The 17,228-nt window shown below is 41.9% G+C and carries 16 protein-coding genes; all 16 read right to left on the bottom strand.

Annotation, left to right across the window (positions count from 1 at the left end):
• The coding region (locus CCU_RS13665) for an HD domain-containing protein (protein ID WP_208896404.1) at nt 1-509 on the bottom strand (509 nt) is incomplete at its 3' end.
• Nucleotides 510-584: 75 nt separating this feature from the next.
• Nucleotides 585-1,352, bottom strand: a complete 768-nt coding sequence (locus tag CCU_RS13670; protein ID WP_015535052.1) for an alpha/beta fold hydrolase — start codon at nt 1,350-1,352, stop codon at nt 585-587.
• Between the two features lie 48 nt (nt 1,353-1,400).
• On the bottom strand, nt 1,401-2,348 hold the full coding sequence (locus tag CCU_RS13675) for a cation diffusion facilitator family transporter (protein ID WP_015535053.1): 948 nt from the start codon (nt 2,346-2,348) through the stop codon (nt 1,401-1,403).
• Between the two features lie 35 nt (nt 2,349-2,383).
• Nucleotides 2,384-3,898 carry an RNA-binding domain-containing protein gene (locus CCU_RS13680; protein WP_015535054.1) on the bottom strand — a complete coding sequence of 505 codons (1,515 nt, stop codon included), beginning with the start codon at nt 3,896-3,898 and terminating at the stop codon, nt 2,384-2,386.
• A gap of 108 nt (nt 3,899-4,006) precedes the next feature.
• Nucleotides 4,007-4,285: a YrrC family ATP-dependent DNA helicase gene (locus CCU_RS13685; protein ID WP_243440908.1), complete on the bottom strand. Its 279-nt coding sequence runs from the start codon at nt 4,283-4,285 to the stop codon at nt 4,007-4,009.
• 401 nt (nt 4,286-4,686) lie between these two features.
• Nucleotides 4,687-5,382 carry a hypothetical protein gene (locus CCU_RS13690; protein ID WP_243440909.1) on the bottom strand — a complete coding sequence of 232 codons (696 nt, stop codon included), beginning with the start codon at nt 5,380-5,382 and terminating at the stop codon, nt 4,687-4,689.
• Between the two features lie 5 nt (nt 5,383-5,387).
• The gene (locus tag CCU_RS13695; protein ID WP_015535057.1) at nt 5,388-6,548 is read right to left on the bottom strand and encodes a hypothetical protein; all 1,161 of its coding nucleotides are present in this window, start codon (nt 6,546-6,548) and stop codon (nt 5,388-5,390) included.
• Nucleotides 6,549-6,561: 13 nt separating this feature from the next.
• Nucleotides 6,562-7,716: a hypothetical protein gene (locus CCU_RS13700; RefSeq protein WP_015535058.1), complete on the bottom strand. Its 1,155-nt coding sequence runs from the start codon at nt 7,714-7,716 to the stop codon at nt 6,562-6,564.
• Nucleotides 7,717-7,755: 39 nt separating this feature from the next.
• Nucleotides 7,756-8,274 (bottom strand): hypothetical protein, encoded by a 519-nt coding sequence (locus CCU_RS13705; RefSeq protein ID WP_015535059.1) that lies wholly within the window; start codon nt 8,272-8,274, stop codon nt 7,756-7,758.
• Between the two features lie 67 nt (nt 8,275-8,341).
• Nucleotides 8,342-8,809: a hypothetical protein gene (locus CCU_RS13710; RefSeq protein WP_208896309.1), complete on the bottom strand. Its 468-nt coding sequence runs from the start codon at nt 8,807-8,809 to the stop codon at nt 8,342-8,344.
• Entirely contained in the window at nt 8,806-9,516 is a 711-nt protein-coding gene (locus CCU_RS13715; protein WP_208896310.1) for a hypothetical protein, read from the bottom strand. Before CCU_RS13715 ends, CCU_RS13710 begins: the two co-directional genes overlap by 4 nt.
• A 47-nt stretch (nt 9,517-9,563) precedes the next feature.
• Nucleotides 9,564-10,289: a metallophosphoesterase family protein gene (locus CCU_RS13720; RefSeq protein WP_055144234.1), complete on the bottom strand. Its 726-nt coding sequence runs from the start codon at nt 10,287-10,289 to the stop codon at nt 9,564-9,566.
• Nucleotides 10,290-10,322: 33 nt separating this feature from the next.
• The gene (locus CCU_RS13725) at nt 10,323-11,072 is read right to left on the bottom strand and encodes a hypothetical protein (protein ID WP_147360132.1); all 750 of its coding nucleotides are present in this window, start codon (nt 11,070-11,072) and stop codon (nt 10,323-10,325) included.
• A gap of 141 nt (nt 11,073-11,213) precedes the next feature.
• A complete protein-coding gene (locus CCU_RS13730) occupies nt 11,214-12,896 on the bottom strand; it encodes a type IV secretory system conjugative DNA transfer family protein (RefSeq protein WP_015535062.1) in 1,683 nt (560 codons plus the stop codon).
• Nucleotides 12,896-13,741 (bottom strand): hypothetical protein, encoded by an 846-nt coding sequence (locus CCU_RS13735; RefSeq protein ID WP_015535063.1) that lies wholly within the window; start codon nt 13,739-13,741, stop codon nt 12,896-12,898. The genes CCU_RS13730 and CCU_RS13735 overlap by 1 nt, the downstream gene beginning before the upstream one ends.
• A gap of 210 nt (nt 13,742-13,951) precedes the next feature.
• Nucleotides 13,952-17,176 carry a CHAT domain-containing protein gene (locus CCU_RS13740; protein ID WP_015535064.1) on the bottom strand — a complete coding sequence of 1,075 codons (3,225 nt, stop codon included), beginning with the start codon at nt 17,174-17,176 and terminating at the stop codon, nt 13,952-13,954.
• Nucleotides 17,177-17,228: the final 52 nt, after the last annotated feature.

Below are 17,228 nucleotides of genomic sequence, written 5' to 3' on the forward strand. Positions count from 1 at the left end.
GCCTCAAATTCATCTTCCACTTCTCGCCATGGTCTTTCGGCCTCAGCAGGGACTGAACTAAGGTTGTCCGTATTCCTGTACGCCTCGCCTTTCATCAGATTCTTAAGTTCGAAGTTCATCATATCATCATCTATCTGTTTCCACATCGCATTCTCTTCTTCGCTCAGATCAGCAAGTCCAAATCGCTCAAGTATAACGTTCATAATCGAACTCTCTATCTCAAGATAATTGGACAAATGCGCTTTTACCGGTCTGATTATGTCTGATATATACGCCTCGCTGGCATCGTGCAACAGACAGGCAAGCTGTAGCCGCTCTGACCATCCCCTTGACTTCGCCTCATTCATACAGTTGATGGAGTGCTGTGCCACAGAAAAGAAATATGACACATGCCCTCCGCCGCGGCACGTGAGGCTTAATGCATGCGCAATATCCTGTATTGATATGTCTGAAGATGTCATATTCATCGGATCTATTTTGTTCCCCGTATACGTGTTCATCGTTGCCATATCACAGTCTCCTTATCCTTATTTATCAGCAGTTTAAGATAGTATATCCTTGTCGTATCATATTCCACTTTCAATTCATTCAATGTCAAGCAATTCAGAAATAATATCATTGAATTGTCTGCTCTGATCTATGTTGCACACGTGACCGCAATGCTCTATTATTATCAGCTCCGCATCTGTCAGATCAGCTTCCTCCACGATTCCATTTATAAAGCACAGATCACCCCGACCAGAAATATATACATTCTCCTCGTGTAATCTGCTCACGAACTCGTCACAAAGTGAAAAATGCTCAATAAAAATATTCATATACGCCTTAAATTCCAGACTGTTTAATGCCTTGGCACATTTGCAGAACACCTTCCTGCTTGTCTTGCTGACTTTCCATGGCATAAATAACTTTGCCATTATTCTGTAGACGACAGGAAATGGCAGCTTGTCGCCTATCTTAGCAAAGACATTGACAGCACGCCTGAGTGGTTTTCCAACCGTGCCAAGCGCACCCACAAGTATTGCTTTATCTATGTAACTTCCGCATCTCATCTCCATATATTTGATAAATATAGTTCCAAGTGATACGCCCATAAAAACAGCTCGCTGTATCCCCCGCTCATCAAGCACCTGCGTTATCTCACCCACGACAACATCCAGCGTACTTCCCATCTTGGACAATTTCAGTTCACTGTCTCCATGACTTGGCAGAGTTATCGCCAGAACATTAAACTTCTTCTGAAGCAAGGGAATCTGATTCTTCCATACCCTGTTGTTCCCTCCAAATCCGTGAAGCAGAACTATATATCTATCGGTATCACATGAGCTTTCAAAAACTTCATAATGTAACATATCCTTGCATCCCCTTGATCATTTATATTTTGTATTACAGCTTTACCATCAATCTGGTATGACCTCTATATACACCTGATCATACTTATCCCTAAGCTCCTGTTTTATCTCGTCTCTCACCTTATGAATGATACTTATATGTATCACATCCGTCTGATTTCCTATATATACCTCAACCCAAAGCTTCCGCCCGGTCTGGATGACATCCAGAAAAGTGACCTCATATGGGTAATCCTTCATATGCTGATCCACTATGCCTCGTATCTGATTAAGCGTCTCTTCCTCCGGAGCAAAAAGAATAAGATTCTTGATACTCTGGAATATCTCGCACACCGGTTCTTTTATGAGAAGAAGTGCCATAACCACCGCTACTGCCGGATCAATATAAGGGGTCATAAAACGAAGGCTTGTATGCAAAAGAGCAGTCTGTACCGCAAATGCTATAGCAACTCCCATACTGCTTATTACGTCAAGTTTCCACATATACAGCTCCGCTTTGATAGTTGTAGACTCATATTTCTTACTGTAATGGCCAAGTATCGCATACATAACCGCACAGCATACACATACAAGAAATTCAAATACCGCTATGCTCCCCGCATCTACCTCATGTCCCCCATGAAACAACAGCTTTATATTCTCAACCATGAGATTACATGTGAGTGCAAGTAATACACTGTACTTCACAAGGAGAAAAAGTGATTCCACCTGGGCATAACCATATGGATGTTTCTCTGTCACCGGTTTATACAGAAGCGGAACAAGCACCATAAATGGTCCTATCATGACCAGATCTGCGGAGTCGAACAGGCAGTCCGTCCAAAGTGAATGTGAATGGGTATACCATGCCATCACGCCCTCCGCAAGTATGAAGAAGACACTTCCCATAAAAGACAGACGAAGTATTCTCTTCTCTATTGCAAGCTTGTCCTTTCTCGACCTACGTTCCTTCTTCTTAGCTTCTCTTTTACTAATTTCTACATCTCTTTCATTCATTATATATTCTTCCTATGTTTAATTTTCATAGACAATTACTCGTTTATTTCCCAATATCCGCTCCGACTTGAGCCAACTCTTTTTATAACACCATCACTCTGCAATTTTGATATATAACGTTTAATTGATCTAAGTGAAGTTCCGGTTTGTTCCTGCATTTCTTTCTGCGTTATTTTTTTATTTTCACGAATCAACTCAACAATCTTTGCCTCAATATCCTCTTCGTGTACATCCGTTCCGGTTTTGGTGTCATTGGTGCCAGATTTGGTGCCAACTTTAGTGCCATTGGTGCCAACTTTAGTGCCATTGGTGCCAACTTTAGTGCAAGTTTTGGTGCCATTATCATCAACACGTTCACTTTCATTGCGTTCTTTAAGTGGAACTGTCAGTTTAAACACATCTCCCTCTTCAAAATCAGGTTCACCGCCCGAATATATTTTTGTATACTTATACAAATTACGAACTCCTGAACCTAATGAATCTGCATAGCCAATATTAACAAAGAAATTTGCCAACACCGGATTTTTGGGATACGGTGTGAAATTTTGAGGTTCTATCCGTCCTACTCGTTGCGCCCTGTTCCAATTCTCTGTATATATCTTGTCCGGTTCAACCACAAGTTTCGCCGGAAATGCCGTACTAAACTCACGATGTACAAGAATATTGCTTACAATTTCACGTGCAATCGCATTTCTAACACTTACACTAACATTATCAATCAGGAAAAACTTATCATTTGTATGCTTGGCAATAAAGTTCATCAATAGATCATAGCTTTCTATCAAATTCTCCTCAACAATCAGTCTGTCATCATATCTGTCCATATTTTCTGCGCGGTAGATTGCATCCGTCTTATAGCCCGGCACACAAGACCTTATAACCTCCGGCTTGCCAAACAGTAAAATTGCCGCAAGATTAAATCCCTTTTTCCCAGTCATTATATCTTCCTCGTAAAGTCCTGCACTTTTCATCAGTTCCATATCATCCATATCTTTCCACGGATGGTTCTCGTTCCTGTTCAAAGCAAGTGTTTTTACCCTCGGTATCATCTCCATTTTCAAATGTTCTTTTGTACAGTATGGGAAGATGATGCGTTCTGTGTATGTTTTTGATTTCCGGTTCGATATGTTTGACACCAAATCAGACGATGTCGTAATATCCTGATCTGCATCATTGTTTCTATCGTAAATCCTACCACCACACAACTCAATCTGTGAACTGACCGGTACATACACCCATAGTATTTTCTTATCACCATAATCAAATTCTTCAAGATTTAAATACAATGACGGACTCATCTTCTGTGGATTATTCAGCACATTCACAAAATTATTCTTCATATCCACAATGCATTTTGGATTAACACCTATTACCCTGCCCTTGTGGTCTTCTGTCTCTTTAACTCCTAAAATAATATGTCCGCCATAGCGATTTGAAAAAGAACAAACCGTTTCAAAAACACTGTTATTCAATCCATTTACGCACTCTTTATACTCAACGGTGAAGCCCTCTCCAGCCTGCAACATTTCCTCTAATTTTTCGGTTGTCATACTCACTCCTTCAATACATAAACAACTATCCAACAACATCTTTTTTTATATATACTTACCAGATATTTCAATTTAAATTCAAATCAAACTCATTGAGGCACAGATTATTCACTTCTGGACAATTCGCTTCGCAAACTTCGAACCGAAACCTTTAATCAATCCGCTGCCGAGGTATTTCTCTATTCCATATACCGTTGCCGGCAGCGTTTCCTCCCATTTCTCTACCTGCAACTGTCTGCCGTATTTGCTGTCCACTTTCCATGTGCCTTCAAGCGACAGCACAGAGCCGACATGTGCGTCACTCTGATATGTAATTCGTTCCACAACACAGCGCAGGTGTTCCATGTGCATGTTTTCTTTCTCAAATCTCGCAATAAATTTTATCACATTTAACAGTTCTGTGCCACAGTCATGTTCCGATAATGAATTTATCATGTTGAAAAATAAGAAGAAGCAATCCACGAAAGATTGCTTTCCTTTATAATCTCATTCTTCATCTATAATATTCCGCACCGGTCTCGACCTCGTACAGTGACATCCGTCCGCCCTTTCTGCCTCTGCAAGATCAGGAAGTTACCATAGTAATCCATGACCCATGAGTGAACGACGATATGATACAATCCGTCAGGAATCCTGTTTCCACGCTTGTGGTGATTTCTTACCCAGACTCGATTCCTATTAAACAAATCCCAATATTCAACGCTGCTCATAATTCGCGTCACCTCCCTCATCGCAAGTGCCTCCACGCTCATACCACCGATTATTATTCTCAAGTAGCTACTCAAATGTCACCGGTTCGTAATTGATGAATTCTTTGAACGTTTCTTATAACGGACTATTCCTACCGGTTTATCACCCTCAAGTGCAAATTCTCTCCTCCAATCGAATTCCTCTACTTTTTTCTTATTAACATCCTCTTCATCATCCGTCTCTGATTCAGGAGCATAATAATACATATTTTTTCTTGACCAAGTCACCCGCATAGTAACGTCATCTTCCTGTTCAGCTTTCTCTGCCGGTACAAATAAGCGGAAAGTGTCTCTTTTTTGATCAGACCAGATTGTTCGAACGATCAAGCCTGTCGCATATAACTCCGCCATAAGTATAATAACACAAATAAATACACCCATATTTACCGTAAAGACTTTGTTCCATACCGACAATCTTGAAAATGCCACACAAAATATTTTAAACGGATAATCCGTTACATAAAGCATGTTAAAGCTATCCGGATACCTTTTGTACATCATATCGAACAGCAACAACTCTGTAACCTTGATATTACACGGAATTATCACAATAAAAGCAAACAAAAATGACCACAGGCTTTCATGCCCGGATGTAAAGCCAACCATTCCAATCATAACAAAAAACAGCAATACTCCAATTCCGCCATCAATCAGATCCCGTTGAGCAGCTCCCGTATAAAGGAAATACCCACTGTTTACACCCAATATTAATAACTTAATTATATCAAACGCCATAATCATCACCCCATCAATCCGACATAAAATATGATCAAGCTCCAAAATCCTATATGCCCTATAATCTGGAGAAACACTATCAATGCACACACAAGCAAAGCGCCGACTGCATGGATTCCCCTTTGAGCCAGAAGTTCATGCCTTGTATCACTGTCACGAAACAGTCGGCCAAGATAACTCAGTCCATAGGAAATGTGATTTGCATGCATCATTGCATCTAACACTTGGATACAATCCTCATGTAAAAATGACGGAAAGAAATGTACCGCGCACCTTATAAGAATGCCAAACAACATTCCGCTGACAATCCAATAGAGAATTGTATTTTCCGTGTGAAGCAACACTCCTGACAAAATCGAAGCAATCAAGAAGTCACAATATGCGCCGGCAAGCCTGATGTGCATCCTTCGGATTGCATAATATTTCCCGATAACCACAGAGTCATCTATCAGATACCAATCGCCATGCAGCAATGAACCATTTAAAAATCCCTTATAAATGACACGGGCTCCGAACAACCTGCCGACAGCACCATGACACAAATCCCTCGGAAACCCTTCTAAGAGGAATACAACCACAGTACTTAACATCATAAGTAAAAATCCACCAAGTTCCCATTCCATGTCATTTGCAGCAGCCGAAATCAACGCCCGAGGCAACAAGGTTGCTCCAAAGGAAAATAATATTACACCCAACAGGGATAACACGACTGTCCATAACATCGGATGAGCCGACTTGCTGTATGTTCTCCACTGCTCTTTATAAACCTTTTTTGCTTCTGTAAGAGCCTCCTCACATACGAGCTCCGTTACATATTCTCCGGTCTCGTCCACCTCTGTCTTTACGTGACCTGTCACACCCTTTTCTTCATCTATGCTCTCCTGAATCGTAGCGGCAAACTCCAATATTTCGTGTTCTCTTATGTCCTCTTTCTCGATATATGATTCTTTCCACAAGCTGTTGCAGATATCAGAAGAACATCTGTCCACAATCGGATCATTGTTTCCGGTCATACTAAACAGGAGACGTGCCTCATACTGATTCAGTTCCCTCTCTTTACCCAGAAATTCATTGTGCAGCACTACCTTTCTACCACCTTCCGATATCTCGGGAGTGACCCAGCTTGCAATACAGCCATATTCTCCGTCTACATCTAATAATCTCATATATCATCACCCCCTAATCTTCCTGGTCTGGATTCAGATAATCATACACGTGATTTCTATAAGATCGCGTTTCCGTTTCACCTGTTAATTCTGCAAGAAATTCAAAACTTCTCTTGTCGTCATCATTTTCATAACCAAGAAGAGGATCTCCATTCAGATAACGTATATATGCAGCGCAATTATCAAACTTCCAAAAAGCGCGTTGCGTGTCTGTAAGTGTTATATAGATATCACAAAGTTCCTGCTGATAAATGTGATACACCTGATGAATCACCGCCTGACAAGCTGTTTCAGAATCAGACAGACATTCTGTACTGATATACACCGTGGATTGATCCGCATTATATTCATACTTCCCATACTCATCCTCGTAAGAATCATCGCTGAATACAAATTGCATCTTACTGCCAAGTCCCTGATCATTTGCATAGGCGTAAGCTACAGCCTGTAAAGTTGCCTCCTTCTCCGCATCGGAAATCGTCGGCCAAATGCTGTCATCAATGTTCTTGATGGTTTCGATATTATTATCCAGAGAATACTCATCTCCATATACATATGTTGGCTCATAGGCATCATCGGCTACAGCATCATAGCCGACTTTTTCATAATATGTGCTCTTGATCTCCGCGTCATCCATACACTTCACAGAGATTGGCATAAAAATGCAAGCTGTAACAGCCGCCAGGCAGGCTCCCAGCCAAGCGATCTGCAATCCCGGAACATTACCTCTTCCATCTACCGATTCATTTTTCTTCCGGCTAAATACAGCCAAACCCATACCAACAATCGCTACACACACCTCTATCGTCAGTATCAATCGGAATCTGTCTGATGACAGATGATAATCCATAAATGTCCAAGCGACATAAGCTCCAAGTCCGGCAAGTACATTCACACAGATATATTGCCACCTCCTGTCACGCCATGTAATCAGAATCCCGACTGCACAACTAATCAGCAGGCAGACCGAAAGACAAACCACCGACTCATCAAAGGCTGCTATCCGAATGAACTTTGGCAGGAAATGTAGCAGATCATATCCAAGCACCGCCGCAAGTAAGATATGCTCGACGATGTAACCTAATGCTGTACTTGTAAACGGCGATTTGCCCTCCGACACGGTATTTAAATCGTTTGCATCATTTGTTGTTTCATTACTCATTGACATAGTGTTCATCTCCCTTGTAAATTTTAATAAATCTTTGTATCAGAAACTCCTTGCAAATATAGCCACGTCATGACTGATCAACTGCAAGCAGATTTCACGCGCATTCTCTTTTTCGCATCCCACCTCATACGATAAAGAGAATCTGTTTTTTGCTTTCACTGCTGCCTCAACCTCACAGGATTTTGCGAGCGAAGATATAAACATGCAGCCCTGCTTCTTACTAATATCTTCTGCCATGTCCATCAAGCAATCTCGAAATTCCTCATCGAATTCCGTAAGGAGCTCATGGTATACGAAGAACTTCTCTTGCTGTAAATCATCCTTCTTATCCAACACAGTTCTGAAAACAAATCTAAGGTCATACCATCTTGTATATGTCCGATTTAATTCAAATCCACCGATTGCCTTATCTTCGTTCCGAGCAATATTATCGGATGCAATACGAATATGTACCGTTTCCCCGCTGACATCCTTCAATGTATCAAACTGTCGAAGAAACCTCGCATATGGTTCCATTTTCAGAATCTCTGCCTGTGTCTTGCTTTCGTTTCCAAACATACGACCACCTCCTGTGATTTGAAGCTATAAAATATATCCTTGCTATCCGGTAAAATGTCGCATGAATTCAATCAGAATTTTCATCGGTATAGCATACATCTACAACATCCCCTATATTTTGCATGTACGAAACCCATGAATAAGTCGCGTATTCCTTTGCCGCCTCTTCAATGGGTTGCGATTCATATGCTTCATAGCTGGAATTGCCGCCTATCACATACGAATCATTATTCTTAATCCATGCCCCCACATCTTTAAAACACCATAAGGACTTCTGCGACTCTGTCAGCGTTTGTGAATAAAGTTCCATCATGTCGTGTTCATATGCATGGTAGACTTCCTCAGCAATCACCATAAAAACCTCATCATTATCGTAATCGAGAAGTCCATCTTTTATCGTTATTTTTCTATTATTCGAGTCATACTGAGCCCTAACCTCGTAATACAGAGAGCTGGGAAGATTATCCGAAAACTCAAGGGACACGGCATTTTGCACGCCAAGATACTTAGATTCACAATCAAAGATTGCTTTCACTGTTTCTTTTTTCTGCTCAGTAGCAAGACTTTGCCACTCATCATTATCGTAAATCCGTTTGATTGTATCAAATTTTTTTCAATACCATGATCTTCATAGTAATTTGTCGCCGCATAATCAAAATCAGCATTGCTTCCCATTGATCGATTCATTTGATTGCAATAGATTTCATACAATTTCATCCAATCTGTGTGACCCACTGCAAGCGGAATCAGGATTGCACAAACTCCACAGGCAATACAAGCATTCCGTCTAATAAGATCCCTGACGCGAATTCTTCGCGCCATCGCCAATCTTTGCCTGCTCACAGTCCTTGCTCCGGTATGTCTAAGGCAAATCCTTACGATTCCAACACCGGAGCAAATAGCAGCCGCAACCATTATCGCAATCAGAGTAGCGACAGAATAACAGCCAAGTTGAAAAATTACATATAGCCCACAGCCTGCCGCTATATTACAGATCACATTGCTACAAGTCCTTCGAGCGGAAAATGTAACTGCTATTCCAATCGAACAGACTAATACCATGCAACCAAACAGCCAGACAGGTGAATCATCATACAGCGATGACGGCACACTGGTGAATAGTGAAAGCCAGAAAAAATACCAAATTCCAATAAATCCGCCAACCCAAATATGCAATATTACATATAAAAATTTGCTGAGCGTTGACTTATCTTTCAGTCTTACTTTCTTTATGTACAGCACATTCATTCCTCCAATCCTCACTCATATCACTCGTAATTTTCCTTTCACTAACTGAATTCTGTATTGTCTTCCATGTTCCGAAGTGAAAACCATAGAATTGTTTGATGACGCCACACATCTTCATCACGATGAAGATGCCCCATATACCAGTGTTTATACTGCGTTTTTTCACGAATATACTCTAAGAAACCGTTAAGTGGCATTTCATGTACATGCTCTGGATGAAAAATTGACATTGTTTCTTCCGGAGCTGCATGTGTAAGTATATAGTCCACTTTCCAATTAGCAGCCTCTAAATTCCTGGTTGCTTCGCTCATGTCTTCCTCATTTGGCATCTCCTGTGGCCACCAGCTTCTTCCCTCAATCCTCATGGCCTTGTCAATGCTATACGCACCACCAAAAACAAAGATTCGCTTTCCTTCTATTTCGTATACTTGTCCTCGCATTAAATGGATGACTTTAGGAGTCCCATTTTCATCCGTTTTTATAATATGTACCTTACCGCCATTCCAAATTGTAACATCATAAGCATTTATCAAATCAAAATTCTCATGATTTCCATCACAAAAACAAATGGTATACGGCACATCTTCTGCAAGGTATTTTAGGAATTGCCTTTCTCTGTATGAATCGTCAAACAGATAGCCAAAATCACCACAGATAAACAAATAATCTCCTTTTTGCAAATGCTTGTTTGCTGATTCTTCTGGATAAAGAAATCTGCCTTCTTCTCCATGTGTATCTCCTGTAACCGCTAAAATAGGTTTATGCACAGCAACTCACCTCCTAGTATAATAATGGTGTAGTCAATCAAGACGGCACTTGTCTACGCTAACGCAATAAGCCGCATAAACAATATGATATGCATTAAGTACCAACTGAACTTCTTCCTTTGTCAGTTCTCTGTTATACTGGATTTCGTATGCGCCAGACTCAAGATTGTATGAAACCACTCCCGGTCTATCCAGCCACTTTGCAAACAGCATATCTCCAATGCACATGGCATTTCTGATTTCCTCTTTATGGGCAACTATCCTTCCCTTCACTATGGAAAAATAGCCCACATATTTAGCACAATCGCTTTCATAAGTGTCATTGTCTATAGAATCATCTTCCCAATATGCATCTTGTAGGAGTTTCTTTTTTAACTTGTCCTTATCGTTAATTATACTCGACAGCTTTCCTGTTAAATGCAATTCGTTCAACTTCCAATACACACCATTTCTGATAAAGCTGAGGCTTCTATCCTTAGTTAATCTCTTTGACACATCTGACAGCACGAAGAAGTAGTCTAATACATCCTTATCAGATGGCAAATATGCTGCTAACAGTTTAACTATAAAATGATATGTTCTCGCTTCCCTGTAATCTTCCAAGTCATATCTACCAGTCAGGAACCTGTCAAAATAATCAAGTGAAAAAACAACATTTTCATTATATTCTCCTGTTTTTAACTTGTCCTCCTCATCATCGAGAAAAGGACTTCCAAAATCGCATATATCATCGTTTACCTTTTCCATCACATAGGCAATCGCATCATTTTGGGAAATTTCCATCCTCGAACCATCAAGCATTAAAATATTATGTATATCAACAAACCTTCCGATTTTGTCGCATGTGCGGACAAATCTTTTGCCTAAGCCTACAATATCACAGCTTCAGCGATAATTTTTTTGGGAAAAGCACACTTGTGAACTCTATGACTTCTCATCACCACTGTCATCGTCCTTCAGCTCATGCTTGTTATTTCTACTATTAGCTTTCTTTCCTTTGCTATTGCTTTTCTTGTGAATCTGCGCCCGCTTCTTTTCCTCGCGTTCTTCCTCTTCTAGTTCAGCAATTTTGCGATCAATCTCCGCTATCATCTTGTCTATGTCCTCAGGCGGAATGACAGGCTCATTGCGCTCATCCTCAGCCCGTTTTTCAGCCATCTGCTCACGTTTCTGTTTATTAACAATCTCCTGAAAATCTATTGGCGTCAAAGTTTGTCTCTTCCTCTCACTCACATTGACATGCTGTGTCGGAGACAACGGATATGCAGATATATCCGGCAGATATCCTACAAACGGTCGAGCCCGTTCAAGAAGAAGCAGAACTTCTCCCTTGTCCTTATTCAGATACCTCAGGTGATCCATCGACATCAATGGGTGTCTTGCACCGGTCAGTTCATCGGAATACAAGCCGCACATGGCTGATATTCTTTGCAAGAGCTTAATATCGGTCGAGTATAAATATACAATGTTTGCGCAATTGCCAAAGATGATGGACGCACCTTTATCCCCATATAAGAGATTGAGCTGTTCCATATTCTGACAGACAATCAGCCAACGAATGTTACGGCTTCTGCCAGCAGTAATCTTACCCTGCATGTTGTTTATCTCAGCCAGATTGCCGAATTCATCAAGAATGAAGTTGATTCTCCTTGGCAATCTGCCGTCGTATTCTTCCTCGGCAATATCAATCAATCTCTCGTAGATCTGGTCAATATTTGCTGAAATGAGCTTGTTGTATACGCTTCCCTCATCCTTTGTGATAATAAATATCGCGCACTTCTTCTCCACAAGGTCTCTCACATCAAATGTACTGTTTGCGGTCGCATCCATAATGTCCTCGTTCAATATGAACGGCGTAAGGCAAGACGTATATACAGAATACAGACCACCCTGGGTGTCATTCGGAGCGTTAATTGCCGGAGCCGCCAGCTTGTATGAAGATGATTCCTTTGCTCCGGGGCGGCAATAAAACTCTTTGATGTACTTCGAACACCCATATTTCTTATCGCCCTGGATGTGTAAATCATATAAATGATTGATTGTGCACTCTTTTTCAGGGAGCAACTCTGCCTGAAGTAAGGATAAACCTGTTAAATATGATGAGGCAGTAAGATTCCAGTATGGATCTTTCTCACTTTTGCGATCTGAAAACATCGTTTCACCAAACGCCTGAAACATTTCCGCAGCTCTTGATGTATTCCCCTCCCTGTATAGTTTGGACGGATATTCAAGCGGATTATATCTGTCGCCGCGAAGAGGTCTTCTGTAGTCAAGAACAATAACCTTGTAACCCTCTTTCTCAAGGTCTCTGTACATGTATTTGTTGATCTCTCCTTTTGGATCATGAATAATCAAATTCTCGTTCTTCCGTATACAGGAAAATGTATACGGCATTAGCACCTTACGAGTCTTGCCGCTACCGGACGCACCCACGACAAAAGTTGAAGCCTCTGAGTCATCTACATATGCAGTTCTTCCTGTACTGATAACCGGAACGCCAGCGCCCTTAACCTTTTCCGATTCAAAATTTACCTCTGTATATCTGTCTTTAATCTCCTCTTCCGATTCGAAACGAACCTCTTCCGTAATATGTGTTGCATTTACCATTATCTGCCACCTCCGCTTATACAAAATCCAACACTGTTTCCCTCTGACACCGTAATATCCGGAAGTGCCTTATTAACTGCCTTCTCAAAGCACTCCATGTCAACATTTCCGATTCCGATCAGAAACAGTTCATACTGCATCCTCTTGGCTATCAGTTCCAATGAACCGTATCCGTCAAACTCTGTCTGCTCCATCCACCCTGACAATGCCGTCTTGAACTTCTCCTTATATGTGTTCGGAAGCGAGATACCCACGTCTGCAAGTCTTGTCCAGACATATTCAGTTGACATCTCCAGATTTGGATGGTCAAATTCAACCCTTACCATGTGAAGAATCCTGTTCAACGACATTTGGAGCTTCTCTTTTTCCGTAAACTCCGGGAGCACATGAAAAATGAAATGCATGTTATCCCTGTTCTGCTCTACAAACTCAAGCAGCGTATCAAAGTACGGATTGGTAAACAAATCCCTGCCCTCAAAACGTGAGAAAGACAACAAAAATGTGCCATAAAAATTATTCTGCGTTGAAGCCGCCACACGTGGCGACGAGAAAAACAGATTGTACTCGCGCGGTGAATCATCACATGGAAAATCCAGTTCAAGGAAAGTACTCAATCCCCGAATATCATAGATATGATTCTCATCTATAATCCGGCTGTATACTTTCCCGTACTCCGTTGTGCCTGCACCGGACGGACTCACCAGTAGCAAGTTTGGAACAAGCTGCTTGCAATATGAAGCATCCGATCTGGCAATCGTCTGAATCTGGTACAAGGCAGTCTTTGCCTTCGCATCAATATTTAACTTTTCAATATTTTTTTCAATGGATTCTTGTACTTTGTTCATAAAAAATGCGCCTCCTCTTATGCCATTTGAAATAACTTACATGGAATATATCCAAGGGCATGCGAGAAATGACGCATAAATTTTAGATGATTTAAACTTTTTTAGTAAACATACATTTTTAAAGAAGATTCAACAGCTTCACCATATTATCCAGCATTTGATATGCTCTTTTATTATCGCCATTTGTTCCTCTCCTCCTGTATCAAACCGTCAAATCTCTGCCACAAACCCAGCCCAGTAAACGGGCTTTTCAAACAAGCGTATACCCGCAGGAAGCTGTGACAGCCTTCTCATCTCATCAGCCGCAAGTCCTATACGTCTGATTCTCTGCTCCCCATACCACCCTGCGTCAGCAAGTTCTCCGTTCGTGACCGTCATGATGTATTTCTTTGCCTCCCACAAGGCAGACGTCACTTCCATCGTGCGGAGATTCTGATAGAATCTGGACATCAAAACAGCCGCAGCAAAATCATCGACCTCCCACAGACTCATCACGCACGCAGATATACCCTGCGCGCAAAGCGCAGTGTGCATACCTATAAGTCCATCTGTGTAACTGATGTCTCCTGTATTCGTGAGACATGCAGACATCACAACCATCTTCACTCCGCCCCAGTCATATGTGCAGATTTCCTCCGCGCTGACCACACCATTTCCATAATGGTCTGTTTCCACGCCTGACACAATCCAATCATTTGCTCCGGCAAGAAATATACAGCTGTGCCGCATCGGATAGTCATATTCAAACGGTCCGGCTGCAGGGTCAAAATGCTCATCCTGCCGAAAATCCCCATGTGTTGCTATATGAAGAATCGGAACATGCACTTCCTCAAGCAAATTTTTCCGTGCTGCAATCTTCTGCTTGATTCCTGCACCTAGAAAATCCGCTACCGTCTGCGCCTCCACCTTGCTGAGCGGAAGTACCGACAGCTTCTTCTCTTCATTTTCACCCGATAAAACTTTCTCTTTATCAAGCGTGAACTGCGGATTTCCAATCACCAAAGCTCCCTCATCACGATTCACATAGACATCGTGATGAATGCTCCGCATAGAATTCACATAGCATACGTTAAACTCCTGCAGCAGCCGACTTCCCCTGCTTGTCGTGAGCATATCAAATGGGAAAGATTGAAGTTCTATGTCACCGGAAATAATCAGTCTGTCAGGCCTTGGCTGTACATGACAGCTTTCTACAGAAGCACGAAGCAGAATGTCATACAGTTTTCTTGATACCGACACATCATACAGCCACCCCGAAGCACTCTGCTTCCTATCATAAGAGCGATTACCCCTTGTTCTCTTATCTATGATATTACATAACTGTCTGACCTCATAGGCGTCAATCACAGGCTGACGATAAATCCGACATCCCTGCTCTGTTTTAACAACCGTCAGCACCGCATACCGCATATTCTTCTCGGTCGGCTTTTCATAATCAGTCACAAACTGAAGGTAGTCAATGTATAGGCAGTCTGTCGGCAGCCTGCCTATCAGCTCATCTGCAGACAGCCACCCCATTACCTTCGGCTGCGCCTTGGCATACAGTTTGTTCTCAACGCTGCGTTTCCTGTCGTCAAGCTCCGTGAGCTGTTCCTTGTCTGTCTCATGTCCAAAGTATCTTGCCATGTCAAGTTCTATGATTCTGCGTTCCACCCTACAAAGTTCCTCATAACTCTTCCGGTCGCAATCCGAGAGGCACTCCCGCCTGGCTGAAAGTATATCCGGGCAGATACTCTTGAGGTTTCCGAATATCTCCAGCAATTCTACGTCAGAACACACGATACTCCCATCGTACACAAATGATACGACAATGTGAAAAAACAGATTGATTCTGGACATCCTTGCGAACATGGACTTTTGCTCCTGATACAGCACAAGCTCCGTCAAGCGCATCGGCGTAATCCTGACCAGCGTAAATAACAGACTTTTCAACTCCTGCATCGAGAACATTCTTCTGACAAATGAGATGTTATCGCAGATTACATCTATAACCATCTCCATATCCGGAAAGCAGCGCTGACTGAATTCATACATACGGTCAAACCACAATCGGCTCTGCCTTGCATCTTTCACCACTATAAAATATGCAGTCCTGACATCCAGATAGAAAAGCCACAATTCATTTGATTTTTCTTGCAGTAATAACTTCTCAATGTGCTCCAGCATGTTCAGAATAAGAGTTTTCTCTTTTCTACCCGCATTGCCTGCCCGCAGATTCATCTTTATGCTGTTAAGTACAAACGGAATATCCCTGAATGATACATTCTCCGGTCTGCATTTTCCAAGCAGATTCCTCACCTGCTCTTTTGATGTTTCATCAGCTGCGTCATTTGCAAGACTACTGTACGTGTTGCTGAGGTATGCCGCGCCGGTACTCTCCTCCAGATGATACTCTGATATAACAGAAAGCCCCTCGTCCAGACGTTGCTTGCATGATTCAGCGTCTCCCTGATTCGCAAAGGCGATTGCCATGTTATTCAGGAATAAAAGTAAATATTCAGCATGAGCTTCCATGCTGCTTTTACAAACAGAATATCCGTCCTCTGTATATCGAAGCGCCGATACATAATCCCCTCCGACAATCGCAGTTCTTGACCTCTCCAGCAAATACTTTATCTGCAGTTCTTCTCTCAGCTCTGAATCCTCTACATCTGATATATGTTCTCCAATCTGATTCAGCAGATGTTCCGCTTTCTCTCTGTCTCCATGCGTATTTTTCTCCGCCGCCGTCTGCGCCATGTAAAGGTCTGTCAAAAGGAACAGATACGCCATATCCGCATAACAGCATTCCCGATATTCCCCAAGCCTTTCATAATATCCGCTCATCTCATCATATAAAGCGCAGCATGTGGCACTCTCGCACAGATTCGCCAGACAGAGCACATAATCCGTGTCCGCAGCCTCGTCTATATGCGGAAGCAAATCAAGCAGCATCTGCCCCATCCGCATACCGTTTCTGTCATGAACAACATCCGTCAGTTCCGAGAATACACCGGCATAAAATTCAGGATACTCATATATATGCCCGCCCAAAATGTCCAAATCCAGCCTGTCATAATATTGTGCAAATATCTCGATTCTATTGGTCTGGTACAGAAGCAAAAGATTCTCCAACAATAGTACCTGAAATGTAAACTTGTTCTTCCACGAAAGTCCATTCACAGTCTCTGCGCTGTGTTCTGCAAGTTTTCTGCATGCTTCCATGCCGTGCCTGTCATTCCATGCAGATAACACATAATCATACATGTCAATAAAAGCATATATATTTATACTCTCCATCACAGCCGGAAGATCTTTCGCCCTGCCGGATATTCCCAAACACAATAAAAGGGCAGAGACATACTGCTCTACCTCATTCGGGCTTGTCTCTGCTCCCATATCTTCGTATATTGACATCTTTAAATCTTCTATAACCTGTATCAGTTCATCATTCATTTATTTTCCTTATCCGTCTTTCCGATCATGATGTCATATGTTCCATCATTCG

The sequence above is a fragment of the Coprococcus sp. ART55/1 genome (assembly GCF_000210595.1).
GTDB classification, from domain to species: domain Bacteria; phylum Bacillota; class Clostridia; order Lachnospirales; family Lachnospiraceae; genus Coprococcus; species Coprococcus aceti.